The 12,965-nt window shown below is 45.9% G+C and carries 10 protein-coding genes and 1 pseudogene; 4 read left to right on the forward strand and 7 right to left on the reverse strand.

What is annotated here, in order from left to right; translation table 11 throughout:
- Positions 1-17: 17 nt before the first annotated feature.
- Complete coding sequence (glyA, locus tag AC5JBY_RS09940; RefSeq protein ID WP_495904426.1) at positions 18-1,295, reverse strand: serine hydroxymethyltransferase; 1,278 nt, start codon at positions 1,293-1,295, stop codon at positions 18-20.
- Positions 1,296-1,464: 169 nt separating this feature from the next.
- Here glyA and AC5JBY_RS09945 point away from each other — a divergent pair, with 169 nt between their 5' ends.
- On the forward strand, positions 1,465-2,463 hold the full coding sequence (locus tag AC5JBY_RS09945) for a sugar phosphate nucleotidyltransferase (RefSeq protein WP_495904427.1): 999 nt from the start codon (positions 1,465-1,467) through the stop codon (positions 2,461-2,463).
- A 173-nt stretch (positions 2,464-2,636) separates the two neighbouring features.
- Positions 2,637-3,047, forward strand: coding sequence for a carboxypeptidase-like regulatory domain-containing protein (locus AC5JBY_RS09950; protein ID WP_495904428.1), 411 nt, complete (start codon positions 2,637-2,639; stop codon positions 3,045-3,047).
- A 312-nt stretch (positions 3,048-3,359) separates the two neighbouring features.
- Here AC5JBY_RS09950 and AC5JBY_RS09955 read toward each other — a convergent pair whose 3' ends face one another.
- From AC5JBY_RS09955 to AC5JBY_RS09980, 6 genes and pseudogenes are all read right to left on the reverse strand, one after another.
- Positions 3,360-4,271 carry a hypothetical protein gene (locus AC5JBY_RS09955; protein WP_495904429.1) on the reverse strand — a complete coding sequence of 304 codons (912 nt, stop codon included), beginning with the start codon at positions 4,269-4,271 and terminating at the stop codon, positions 3,360-3,362.
- Between the two features lie 186 nt (positions 4,272-4,457).
- A complete protein-coding gene (locus tag AC5JBY_RS09960; RefSeq protein WP_495904430.1) occupies positions 4,458-5,807 on the reverse strand; it encodes a M20/M25/M40 family metallo-hydrolase in 1,350 nt (449 codons plus the stop codon).
- A 129-nt stretch (positions 5,808-5,936) separates the two neighbouring features.
- A complete protein-coding gene (locus AC5JBY_RS09965; protein ID WP_495904431.1) occupies positions 5,937-7,247 on the reverse strand; it encodes an ABC transporter permease in 1,311 nt (436 codons plus the stop codon).
- 9 nt (positions 7,248-7,256) lie between these two features.
- Positions 7,257-8,189 carry an ABC transporter ATP-binding protein gene (locus AC5JBY_RS09970; RefSeq protein WP_495904432.1) on the reverse strand — a complete coding sequence of 311 codons (933 nt, stop codon included), beginning with the start codon at positions 8,187-8,189 and terminating at the stop codon, positions 7,257-7,259.
- Between the two features lie 98 nt (positions 8,190-8,287).
- Positions 8,288-9,055 (reverse strand): NAD(P)/FAD-dependent oxidoreductase, encoded by a 768-nt coding sequence (locus tag AC5JBY_RS09975; protein ID WP_495905588.1) that lies wholly within the window; start codon positions 9,053-9,055, stop codon positions 8,288-8,290.
- A 78-nt stretch (positions 9,056-9,133) separates the two neighbouring features.
- A pseudogene (locus AC5JBY_RS09980) lies at positions 9,134-9,883 on the reverse strand (NAD(P)/FAD-dependent oxidoreductase); the annotation flags it as partial.
- A gap of 925 nt (positions 9,884-10,808) precedes the next feature.
- Here AC5JBY_RS09980 and dnaA point away from each other — a divergent pair.
- A complete protein-coding gene (gene dnaA / locus AC5JBY_RS09985) occupies positions 10,809-12,242 on the forward strand; it encodes a chromosomal replication initiator protein DnaA (protein ID WP_495904433.1) in 1,434 nt (477 codons plus the stop codon).
- A gap of 59 nt (positions 12,243-12,301) precedes the next feature.
- Complete coding sequence (locus AC5JBY_RS09990) at positions 12,302-12,919, forward strand: hypothetical protein (protein WP_495904434.1); 618 nt, start codon at positions 12,302-12,304, stop codon at positions 12,917-12,919.
- The last annotated feature ends 46 nt before the right edge of the window (positions 12,920-12,965 follow it).

A 12,965-nucleotide genomic window follows, 5' to 3' on the forward strand; every position in this document is an offset into this window, starting at 1 on the left:
TTCGAACCAATTTATGCCTAAAGCTCAGGATACAGCGGGAACTGCTTCATGAACGCTTGCACATCTCCTTTCACCGCTTTGATCACGCTCTCGTCATCTGCATTCATCAACACCTTGTCGATAAAGGCAGCAACTGTTTCCATATCGCTTTCTTTCATACCTCGGGTAGTGATGGCCGGAACACCTACACGGATACCGCTGGTTACGAATGGGCTCTTGTCATCGAAAGGAACAGCGTTCTTATTCAGAGTGATGTGTGCTTTGTCCAGCGTTTCCTGTGCTTTTTTACCAGTAAGGTTTTTGTTGCGCAGGTCGATCAGCATCAGGTGGTTATCCGTACCCTGGCTGATGAGGTCATAACCACGGTTTACAAATGACTTGGCCATAGCCTGTGCGTTGGCCAGGATTTGCTTGCCATAAGCAAGGAATTCATCGGTCAGTATCTCGCCGAAAGAAATGGCCTTGGCAGCGATCACGTGTTCCAGCGGACCACCCTGAATGCCGGGGAATACGGCGAGATCGAGCAGGGCAGTGATGGTACGTGTATTGCCTTTGGGGTCCTTGAGACCGAAGGGGTTCTCGAAGTCATGGCGAACCATGATGATACCACCGCGGGGACCACGAAGGGTTTTATGGGTGGTGGAAGTAACGATATGACAATGATCAAATGGATCGTTGAGCAATCCTTTGGCGATAAGGCCAGCAGGGTGGGCGATATCAGCCAGCACCAAGGCGCCAATTTCGTCGGCTACAGCGCGGATGCGGGCATAATCCCAATCGCGGCTATAAGCAGAAGCGCCACAGATGATCATTTTAGGCTTTTCTGCGCGGGCCACAGATTCCAGCTGCTCGTAATCTACGAGGCCGGTCTCTTTTTTCACGCCGTAGTGGAGGGCTGTATAAATCTTGCCGCTCACGTTGGCCGGGCTGCCATGGGTAAGGTGACCACCCATGCTCAGGTCGAGGCCCAGGATCTTATCGCCGGGCTTCAGGCAGGCCTGGAATACAGCCATATTGGCTTGTGCGCCGCTATGAGGTTGTACGTTGGCCCAGCTTAATTTGAATATTTGTTTTAACCGGTCGATAGCCAGCTGTTCTACCTGGTCTACGATTTCACAACCACCATAATAGCGCTTGCTGGGATAGCCTTCTGCATATTTGTTGGTTAGTACTGTGCCCATGGCCTGCATTACCTGCAAGGAAGTAAAGTTTTCCGAGGCGATGAGTTCTATGCCATGACGTTGGCGTTCAAGTTCCTGATTAATAAGGTCAAAAACCAAGGTATCTTTTTGCATGGCGCAAAAGTACTTCAATTGAAAGAAACAGGTAAAGAGATTCTTATATAAAAATTGACAGAAAACAGGAATAAATTGCCAATAGTCTCATTCATTTACTCAAAAATAGCTGTACGGATAATTTTCTTTATTTTCACGGCTTCGAAAAAACAAACTACTTGTTTTTCAAATGAAAGCGATCATTCCCGTAGCTGGTGCGGGCACCAAGTTACGTCCTCATACATATACACAACCCAAGGCACTGATACCGCTTGCTGGAAAGACCATTCTTAGCATTATCGTTGATCAGTTGAAGGATGCCGGCATCAATGAGTTCATCTTTATTGTCGGTTATCTGGGTGAGAAGATCCAGGATTACGTAAAAGAAAAATATCCCGATCTGCAGGCCCATTTCGTGTACCAGAGCGAGCGGCATGGCATTGGTCATGCTATTCAGCTTACGCGCAACCTGGTGGCCGATGATGAGGTCTTCATCGTGTTGGGTGATACCATTTGTGAGTACGACGTAAAGCAGGTGCTGGACATGCCGGGTTCCGTATTGGGCGTTAAAAGAGTGGATGACCCGCGCAATTTCGGCGTGGCCGAAATGGGCGAAGACGGTTTCATCAGCCGGGTGGTAGAAAAACCACAGATCCCCAAATCGAACATGGCGCTGGTAGGTATCTACCGCATCAAAGAGACGAACCTGCTGTTCAACTGCCTGGAAAACAATATCCGCAACCAGGTAATGAGCCGCGGAGAATTCAGCATCACCGACGCGCTGGAGTGCATGATACAGCAAGGAGCTAAGTTTCAGCCCTTTAAGGTGCAAAACTGGTTCGATTGCGGAAAGAAAGAAACCTTGCTGGAATCCAATGCTACCCTGCTCAAGAAGTTTGGCGGCGTAATAGCCCCGGAACATAGCCTCGATAACACCATCATAATCCCTCCGGTAAGTATTGCCAAAGGGTGTAATATCAAAAACTCCATCATAGGCCCCAACGTGACCATCGGGGAAAAAACCACCATCAATTACTCCATTATCAAGGACTCAATCATCGGCTCCTTTGCCGACCTGTATGATATTGTGCTCACCACCTCCCTCATCGGCAGCGATACCGAAGTAAAGGGCGAAAGCCGCAGCCTGAACATTGGCGACAACACGGAAATCGACCTCGGAGAATCTTGATAAGTTCGGTAAATAATTTCCATGACCGGCGTCGGGAAGTGGGGAAGAATAAGTAACTTTCTGATCAAATATGCAACATTCTTAATGGCTACGTGTCTGTATCAAGGATGAGCATAAGATAACAGTGATGAGCGGCAGCAACATTACTTCCCAACCTTTTAAACGCTAATTGTATGAGAGGAAAGAAACATCTACTATTGCTCGCAGCAATGCTTCCTCTTGCCTTGCTAACCAAAGCTAACAACGGCAATGATCGCGGCAAACCCGAACCTGCTATTTCAGGAATGGTATCCGAATCAGGATCCAAAAAGCCGGTACAGGGAGTTACAGTTTCTATCTCCGCTGGAAAAGGTCAGGATAAGAAAGAGTTTGTTACCGATGCTGCCGGCAATTTCAAAGTGCCACAAATGCCTGCCGGCGAATTGATCATCATACTCGAAAAGAAAGGTTATAAGACCTTCCGCAAAGAAGGCGTTACACTCAAAGAAGGTGTTCCCCTTAAATTGAATTTCGACATCACCAATGAAGGAGGAGACGATGAAAGCGATGTATTTCATCCGTTGCGCATGATGGATAGCGAATAACTCTTCCGGGTCGTACATAAAAGCTTTAAAGCGGTCCCGCCATTCGGCGGGACCGCTTTTTTATTAGGGTCAAGCAGGCTAATACTACCCATGTAAGGTCATTCAACCTATATTGTTTTTCCGTTCATTCTCCATTCATCCTCCATTGATCCTCCGTTCATCTTCCGTTAGATAGTGGAAGATCAACGGAGAATCAATTGACCTTTATTGGGTATATAATGTAATCAGCCTGGTAGCATATGCTTCGATCAGGGGCAAAAAAAACGAGGCTGAGAACAGCCCCGTGTAAATTAAACTCACGAGAAAAAAGAGTTAATCGAAATCTTTGTGATCAGTATCGATGTCCATATCGCCGTCTTCTTTGCGAATGGTTACTTTATCATGTTTGAAATACTTCTTGTACTTGCTCACTACTTCGTCTGATTGTTTCTTGCCGTTAACAGTCAGTTCTCCATCCTTGTACTTGATTGTATAATCACTTTTGGTGCTGAGTAAGCCCTCTTTCTCCATGCTGTAGATCATTTCCTGGTAGCCTTTAAATTCTTCTGTGGCTTTGTCGATGCCTTCCCAGGCATCTTTCATCTTGTCTTTCCAGTTCAGTTTTTCTTTGTCCAGTTTTTCCATGGCTTTGGCCACTTCTTTCCTGGATTTTTCCAGCGCACTTTGTATCTCTTCTTTGTTGGCTTTTTTAGTGGCTTCCCAATCTTTTTTCCACTCCTTGCTATTTTTCAGTTCCTTTTCTACTTCCTTCCTGGCTTCGTCCAGCTCCTTTTTGATCTCCTCCTTGTCGATATAGGTATCAACGTTTTTCAGCGACTCATTGACCTGTTCCTGTATTTTCTCAAAGTCGATGCTTTTCAGGGAAGCTTCTACCTGGCGGTTGATCTTTTCCATGTCTACGTGCTTCATGGCCTCGTCGATCTGCTCCTGGATCTTGCTGAAATCAATGTTCTTGACGGCATCATCTACGCTTTGCTGGATCTTATCCCAATCTACGTCTTTTAGATTTTCTTTAGCCTGTTCAAGTTGACGTATTTCTTTATCGAGGTCCTTTTCGTTGGCCTCACGGATTGCCTTACCCCTTTTGGCAGGCACCGTATCCTGAGCCAGTTGCTTTCCGGTGGTGGGTTGTTGAGGGCCTCCTGCCCAGGCTACAAGCGCTAAAGCGGCTGCTACGCCAAGTGTGGGGATACCCCAACGAACATACGTGCTATTGATTTTCATGTGCAAATGATTTGTTCAGGTTTATGAATACGATGTGTTTCGTATTAAAGTACGATTCGTTTCGTAAAATGTTGCACGGAGCGGGATAGGTGGTGGAAGATTTTTTTAAAAAGAGTGGGAATGGGGCAAAAAAAGGGGCGGTAAGTCAGCCACTTACCACCCCATGCTGGGTTTTCCTTAATATGTCTATCGTCCTACACCCGGAACTACCGGCAGGCTCTCATTCCCGTCTTCTGCTACTGATTGAACAGCAAAGAAGTAATTGTCTTTGGAATAAGGGAGCTGGAACTCCGTCTGGGTGGTAAAAGTCTTTTTCTGCCAGAAAGGCCAGTTGGTTTCGCGCATCAGTATATAATATCCTTTGGGCTTACCGTATTTAGGCGCTTTCCAGCTGAGGATAGAATAATTGGTGAGGCGACGTACCTCTATTTTCACCTCCTGCGGCATACCGGGCGATTTGGCCAGGTTGGCCAGGCTGCTCAGGTTCATGGCTGTATTCTTGCGCAGGTATTCAAAGTCCATGAACTCGATGAGATCGCCATACTGGATGCCATTTTCCTTTCTTACATCCTGGTGCTGGTGATAATAGTTCTCATTCATTTCCGTAATGCGTACAGCAGCATAACCATTCTGCACATAAGGAGTGTGATCTCCACCACGCAGAAAACGGTCGTTGCGATAGATAAGCACTACTTCAAGATTATCTACATAGCGCTCACCGGTTTCTTTTACATAGCGGGCCAGCTGGCGTGCCTTTCCGTCATTCTCCAGGCCAAGATTGCGGATATTATTAGCCACACTGTCCAGTCTATAAGCGGGCAGGCCTTCGCTGAACACGCGTATTTTGGTATTGTTGATGATGTTGGTCTCGCTGCTGTTGTTGCTGCCCATGATATCGTTGTTCAGCACAGCCTCTATATTCTTATTGTCCTTCTTGCTTTTGTCCGCCATGAACCTGGCGCCCAGCAATCCCTGCTCTTCACCACTTACAGCGATGAAGATGATAGTAGCTGGAAAGCTGCGCTGGCTCATGATACGTGCGCATTCTATTACTGCCGCCACACCACTGGCATCATCGTTAGCGCCGGGCGCATCGCCGGTACGGTCCATTACGCTGGTACGCATATTATCGAGGTGGCCACTGATGAGAAAGATACGGTCATCGTTGGGGTCGCTGCCTTTGAGCGTGGCTACTACGTTGCCCAGCAACAGGGGGGCATCCACACGGCGGCCATCGGGCTGCAGGGTAGTGGTATCGATGAGGGCGGTAAGTTTACCACCTGATTTTTTGGCAAATTCATTGAACTTGCTCAACACCCATAGCCGGGCTGCACCGATTCCTCGCTTGGGATCGGTTTGGATGCTGAGCGTATTGCGGGTGCCGAAGGCTACCATTTGGGTGATATAGCTTTTGAGACTGTCCGCGTTGACTTCCGATACCATCTTTTCAATAACGGGATCACGTTGTACGATGGTTTGCGCAAAAAGGGTATAGGAGGAGGCTGTCAATAGCAATAGAAGCGACCATTTTCTCATGAGTTAGGTATTGTGGTGAGCAATAAAGTTATTTTAGACGCTATTCAGCGTCATGTCTTGTATAAAGAAATAAAAAGGCAACGAAGTTTCCCTCGTTGCCTCAATGCCTTTATGCCTCGTTGCCTTGAATTATGCTTTCCTAAAAGCCCACTTCCACATCTCTTTCCAGGTAGGTTTTTTACCATACATCAGGATGCCGGTACGGTATATTTTACCCGCTATCCAGGTGGTGCCCATAAATCCTATGATGAGGAATACCATACTTAAGATAAGCTCCCACACAGTTACACCATCAGGTACACCATGCGCTATCCGCGCCATCATTACCACGGGCGAAGTGAGCGGGAACAAGCTGCCAAATACGGAGAGGCCACTGGTGGGGGCATTCACAGCCTTGGTCATGATCACAATGGCAAAGAAGATCGGCATCATCACCGGCAGCAGCAGGCTTTGAGCATCCTGTGGGTCTTCATTTACCGAACTGCCTACTGCTGCAAACAGCGATGAATACAATAGGTAGCCGCCCAGGAAGTAGAACAGGAAGCACGGGAGCAGAAGCGAAAAGTTGATACTGCCCATGATAGCAGTAAGCGGATTGTTTTGTGATGCCTGCACCATAGCATTGGCACCAGGTACACCCTGCACAGCACTGGTATCGCCACCGTTTGTCAATAGCGGTATCAGGGCGGTGGCTACTATGCCCAGGGTTATCCAGATAATGAATTGTAGCAGGCCAACGGCGCCAATACCTATTATCTTTCCCATCATCAGTTGGAAGGGTTTTACACTGCTCACGATCACCTCGGCAATACGGTTTGTTTTTTCTTCCATTACACCACGCATTACCATGGTGCCATAGATGAACAGGATAATATAAATAAGAAATCCGGATGTGTACCCTACAGCATAGGCTATTCCAACTTTTGATTTGCTGGGTTCTTTCTCGCCGGAAGCAGGTTTGAACTCTATGGCTGAACTTTTGCGGGCACTATCCAGTTGTGCCTGTGTAATATTGAGCGATAACAACCGCTTTTGCTCCAGCAGTTTGTTGAGGCGGCGTGTGATGCGCTCCTGGCTGATCATACCAATGGTTTTACCATAATAGATGTTCAGGTTGTCAGAAGACACATTGAAGTCTTCCGGAACATATATATAACCACTCACTTCTTTATTGGCTACCTTCTTTTCGAGGATAGCTTTGGTGGAATCATGCATGAGGACGAACTGTACATCGTCATCACTTTCCAGTTTTCCGTTGAATACATTGGCTTTATCGGCTACGGCAATCTTCAGGTCGTCATTTCCCTTTACAGAGAAATAGATCATTAAGGCGTAGAAACCGAAAAGAAGTACCGGAAACAAGATGGTACTAAGCAGGAAAGTTTTCTTCTTTACCCTGCTATTGAATTCCCGTTGTGCAACAATCCAGGTTTTATTCATATAATAAGTTTAGGCAGTTACTTTTTCAAATTGTCTGGTCGTAGGAGTATCACCTACAAGCTTAATGAAGATGTCATTGAGAGAAGGCAACACCTCGGAGAAGGCAGTGATGTTTACCCCTTCTGCCAGGAAGTGCTGTAGCACTTCATTGGGCTTGTGACCATCTTTTATTTTTACTACCAGTGTATCGTCTTTGCGCTCCTGCACATCAAATGCTGAAGTGTTGATGGTTGGTGGTATCGTATCGAGGCTGATGGTGAACAGGTTTTCCTTGAACTGTTGTTTTACCTGCCTTACAGTGCCATCCAATATTTTGCGGCCTTTATTGACAAGAATGATGTGATCGCAGATCTCTTCCACTTCTTTCATCCGGTGAGTACTGAAGATGATGCTGGCGCCATTCTTCGCCAGACGGAAGATCTCTTCTTTGATCATATTGGCATTGACGGGGTCGAGGCCACTGAAGGGCTCATCCAGTATGATCAGCTTGGGGTCATGCAATACAGTAGTTACAAACTGGAGTTTCTGGCTCATACCCTTACTGAGGTCTTCCACTTTCTTGTTCCACCAGCTCTGCATTTCGAAGCGCGTGAACCATCCCCTGATGTTTTCCATGGCTTCCAGTTTGCCAAGGCCCTTCAAACGGGCCAGATACAAAGCCTGTTCACCGATCTTCATTTTCTTATACAGCCCTCTTTCTTCGGGCATATAACCAATTTTCAGAATATCATTGACCGGGTCGAAAGGACGGCCATTGAAAATGATCTGCCCTTCATCAGGATAAGTGATACCAGTAAGCATCCGGATAAGGGTGGTTTTACCAGCGCCATTCGGTCCCAGCAGGCCAAAGATGCTGCCAGGGGCAAGCGTAAAGCTGATATCATCTACGGCTTTTTGCGTAGCATAATACTTCTTAAGGTTGTTTACCTCCAGTATATTCATGTATTACGGTTTTAAGTTGGAACAGGCCAGTGAGTGGCCGGAAAGATACAGAAACCGCTATTTAGTAGCCGGAAAGCGCGTTTTATTACAGGATAAGCTTAATTTTTGTTAAGAACCTTAACAATCTCATCCACCACCCGCTCTCCATCCATGGCGGCGCTCACAATGCCGCCGGCATATCCAGCGCCTTCGGCACAGGGATATAAGCCGCTCACCTGCGGGTGTTGCAGCGTTTCAGGGTCGCGGGGAATACGTACTGGCGAGGAGGTTCTCGATTCGGTAGCCACTACTACGGCCTCATTAGTAAAGTAGCCCTTCATTTTTTTGCCAAACTCCCGGAAAGCGTTTTTAAGCGCATAATGCACAAAGCCGGGCAATACTTCATTAAGCGGTGCGGCGTTAAGGCCGGGTAAGTAAGAGTTGTCGGGTAGGCTGGCAGATACCTTTTGATCCACAAAGTCAGCCATACGCTGGGCAGGCGCCACAAATTGGCCGCCTCCATAGTCAAAAGCCTTTTTCTCTACGGCTTGTTGAAAGTACATCGCCGATAAGGGATTTTGCAATCCATTTTTGGGAACGGCTCCCTTTTTGCTGCCAGCTGCTGCAATATCCTGCAACTCCACAGACACTACCATGCCCGAGTTGGCAAAAGGATTATTCCGTTTGGAAGGCGACCAGCCATTCACCACCAATTCTCCGGCACTGGTAGCAGCAGGCGCAATAATACCACCCGGGCACATGCAGAAAGAGAATACACCCCGCTCATTCACTTGCTGAACAAGACTGTAGGACGCAGGAGGCAACAAAGCATCGCGGGTGGTACAATGATATTGAATACTGTCGATGAGTTGTTGCGGATGTTCAATGCGTACACCCAACGCAAATGGTTTGGCTTCGATCAATATGTTCTTCTCATGTAACAGTATAAATATATCCCTGGCCGAGTGACCAGTAGCCAATATGACAGCTGCTCCTTCGAATGTATCACCATCGGCTGTTTTTACAGCTGTTATGCTATTGTCATGAAGTATAAAGTCGGTAACCTTTTTTTCAAAGAGAAAGACACCGCCACAGTCCACTATTTTTTCACGCATGGCAGTAATGATCTGGGGCAGCTTATTGGTGCCTACATGCGGATGAGCATCATACAATATCTTGTCCTCTGCGCCAAATTGTACCAGGATGTTGAGGATACGGTTCACATCACCCCGTTTGGTGCTGCGGGTATAAAGCTTTCCATCACTATACGTGCCGGCGCCTCCTTCTCCAAAACAATAGTTGCTTTCGGGATTGATGATGCCTTCTTTATTCAACTGCGCAAGGTCCCTGCGACGGGAACGTACATCTTTACCACGCTCCAGCAATATGGGTTGTATGCCTGCCTCGATGAGTTTGAGAGCAGCAAACAAGCCAGCTGGCCCCGCTCCAACAACTATTACTTTCTGGGGAGCTTTCGATACATCTTGCAAAGCAAGCTCAAGATGTGAACGTTCCACGAATGGTTCATTGATGAAAACGCGGATAGTGAGCAGTATCCAGGGTTGCCTGCTCCTGGCATCGATCGATTGTTTAAGAATATGATAGCCGCTGATAGACGAAACGGGAACGCTGAAATGGGAGGCCGCATATTGCTGCACTATCGAGGCAGATGCTGCTTCGGCTGGCAGCAGTTTCAGTGTACATTGTTGTTGCATGATGTTAGGCAGTTAACCTAAAAATCGGTTTGATGAAATAACTGACAATAATGTCAATCTTGCTGAAGTGCAAAAATAGCTAATATATAGAAACAACACTACTGCTGATTGCATATGATTTAAGTCAGTTGATAAGCAAGACTATAAGACTATCTGTTGTGGTTTACCCTGAAGATGGTGAGTATTTATACCCGGAAATGGGTAATATATAAGTTAACTTTTTTTCCTGGTTTTGCAGATGAAGCGACCAAATATTTATTTTAAATAGGACACCCAAAAAAAGTTTGAACAATATGCGGTCCGTATTAAATAATTTGTATCTTCAATAGCATCACAGCTTATTATATGAAGAAAGCATTCTTGTACAATATCGCATCCTTTTCTTTCTTCATAAGGAATTCCTGCAAAACCACCCGGACATTTTTAGTAGCACAGTGTAGAGAGCTTATTCAATGGACAACTCAACCAGTAGCCGGTGACAGTAGCCGGTTATTAAAACCTTGTATACTTAGCAGCAAAAGCTTTGATGGCAGTTATAAGATAAAATAAGTTGGCACCGCTTACTTGTTTTATCAATTCACGTAGTTTGTTGCAATTCTATTTGCAGTAAAAGATGATTAAAACCTTAAGAACTGATTGTGATACAGGGATGTTGTAAGTAACCACAGATCATTGCCAACAAACATATTCTTTTTTAAAAAATCGGGCAGCAAATTTGTAGAGTTAGTATCTGTGCATGAAGTCGAAAAAACAAGGGAATAAAAAATTTTTTATTCAATTTAAAATTTTGATATTCGCACCCCTGCAAAACTTTTTTTGGAAGTATAGCATTATCCAACATCCATAGAAAAACACGGTTTTCAAGGCCCCGTGATTAGTGTCAGTTAATAATCTTAACTCAACATAATAAACTGCTTTCAGCATAATGACAAAGTCTTTTGATAAAGTTTGGATAAATTGTTTGGAGATAATAAAGGACATCGTTGAGTGGCAACATTTCAAAACATGGTTCGAGCCGATTAAACCCGTGGAGATAAAAGGTAATGTGTTGGTGATACAGGTTCCCAGCCAGTTCTTTTATGAGTACCTCGAAGAGCATTATGTAAATTTATTGGCCAAGACTTTGCGTAGAGTATTAGGTAAAGAAGCACAACTGGAATATCGCATCATGGTAGACAGCGGCAATCATAATAACAAGCCGTTAACGATGGATATCCCTACGCATGGCTACAAAACATATTCCAGCAATGAAATGGATTTCCCGCTGATCATACACAATCCCGTCAAGAACCCGTTCGTAATACCGGGCTTGAAGAAGATGCAGATCGATCCGCAGCTGAATCCTATATATACCTTCGAGAACTTTGTAGAAGGCGATAGCAACCGCGTAGCACGCCGTGCCGGTAAAACGGTAGGAGAAAAACCCGGTGCCAGCTCATTCAATCCACTGGTTATATATGGAGGCGTAGGTTTGGGTAAAACCCACCTGGCCCAGGCCATTGGTAATGATGTAAAACGCATGCATGCCAACAAAGTGGTATTATATGTAAGCTCAGAAAAATTCATCAACCAGTTTCAGGACCATAGCCGCAATAATGCCATCAACGACTTCATCCACTTCTACCAGCTGGTAGACGTGCTCATCATCGATGATGTACAGTTCTTTAACAGAGCCGAGAAGTCACAGGATGCCTTCTTCGCCATCTTCAACCACCTCCACCAGAGCGGTAAACAGCTGATCCTTACTTCCGATAAACCTCCCAAGGACCTCGAAGGTGTTCAGGAGCGCTTGTTAAGCCGTTTCCGTTGGGGATTGAGCGCCGACCTGCAGGTGCCTGATTATGAAACCCGTATCGAGATACTTGATAGGAAGATGAAGAACGACGGCCTGGAAATGCCCCGTGAAGTAGTGAAATACCTCGCTTATAATATCAATAGCAACGTACGGGAGCTGGAGGGTGCACTGATCTCATTATTGGCACAATCTTCGCTAAATAAGCGTGAAATTGACCTCGATTTAGCTAAACGCGTACTCCGTAATTTTGTGAAAACAAGTAGCAAAGAAATTACCATCGAAACCATACAGAAAATGGTCTGTGAGTACTTCGATGTATCCTACGACAAATTGCTGCAAAAGACCCGGAAACGGGAGATCGTGCAGGCAAGGCAGATCACTATGTACCTTGCCAAAGCCTTTACCAAGAATTCATTAAAAACCATCGGTGAGCATTTTGGCGGCCGTGACCACACTACGGTTATTCACTCCTGCCAGACTGTAAAAGATTTGATGGATACGGATAGCACTTTCCGCGAAAGCGTTATGGAACTACAACAGAAAGTGCAACTTGCTGCCATGTAATAACAACATTAATTGCTTATAAAGATCCCGCTTCCGGAAACGGAGCGGGATCTTTCTTTATGAAAGCTATGTTACAAAACAGGGTTGATCCATTAGGTAACCTGATCAGGACACCTGCAAGAGGTGCGTGGATGGGTAATAGAGGAGTGCTGCACAATGAGCAGCAGGAAATCGTTCGCCCATTTAAACTGCAGGCCTGGATCATTTGCAAACTGGAATTCAAAGACAGGAAAAGACCGATCATGCGACCCAATCACTGGACGGAACTTTTCTTTCTGGATGAAGCCACTGCTTTTGCTGCGGGCCATCGGCCATGCTTTGAATGCCGGAGAGAAGCGGCTACCCATTTTAAAGCCTGCTGGATAAAAGGCAATCCGCAATATGAGTTCAATATGAAAACACCTATTGGTGAAATCGATAAGGTACTGTATAAAGAACGTAGAGATGACCACGGAGAAAAACGCACCTTTGGATCGAACGCAGCCAACCTTCCGGATGGTATCTTTGTAATGGTTGATAAGAAGCCTTATCTGCTGAAAGAGCAACAGCTATTTTTATGGACACCTGCAGGGTATGAACAGCACATGGCATTACCGGCAGTAACACTAACTGTGTTAACCCCACGCTCGGCAGTAGAAGCATTCAGGGCGGGCTACAAGCCGCAGATGGCCCTTTAAAGTACCGCAAGAAGCAGGTTGTTAAACCCCTATAGCAAGCAGTAAA

Source organism: Paraflavitalea sp. (assembly GCF_059502485.1).

Bases quoted from the DNA above. Each gene is read 5' to 3' on its own strand.
- AC5JBY_RS09970 (WP_495904432.1), bottom strand. From the start codon at position 8,189: ATGAATATACTGGAGGTAAACAACCTTAAGAAGTATTATGCTACGCAA.
- AC5JBY_RS09990 (WP_495904434.1), top strand. From the start codon at position 12,302: ATGAAAGCTATGTTACAAAACAGGGTTGATCCATTAGGTAACCTGATC.
- AC5JBY_RS09965 (WP_495904431.1), bottom strand. From the start codon at position 7,247: ATGAATAAAACCTGGATTGTTGCACAACGGGAATTCAATAGCAGGGTA.
- AC5JBY_RS09960 (WP_495904430.1), bottom strand. From the start codon at position 5,807: ATGAGAAAATGGTCGCTTCTATTGCTATTGACAGCCTCCTCCTATACC.
- dnaA (WP_495904433.1), top strand. From the start codon at position 10,809: ATGACAAAGTCTTTTGATAAAGTTTGGATAAATTGTTTGGAGATAATA.
- glyA (WP_495904426.1), bottom strand. From the start codon at position 1,295: ATGCAAAAAGATACCTTGGTTTTTGACCTTATTAATCAGGAACTTGAA.
- AC5JBY_RS09955 (WP_495904429.1), bottom strand. From the start codon at position 4,271: ATGAAAATCAATAGCACGTATGTTCGTTGGGGTATCCCCACACTTGGC.
- AC5JBY_RS09945 (WP_495904427.1), top strand. From the start codon at position 1,465: ATGAAAGCGATCATTCCCGTAGCTGGTGCGGGCACCAAGTTACGTCCT.
- AC5JBY_RS09950 (WP_495904428.1), top strand. From the start codon at position 2,637: ATGAGAGGAAAGAAACATCTACTATTGCTCGCAGCAATGCTTCCTCTT.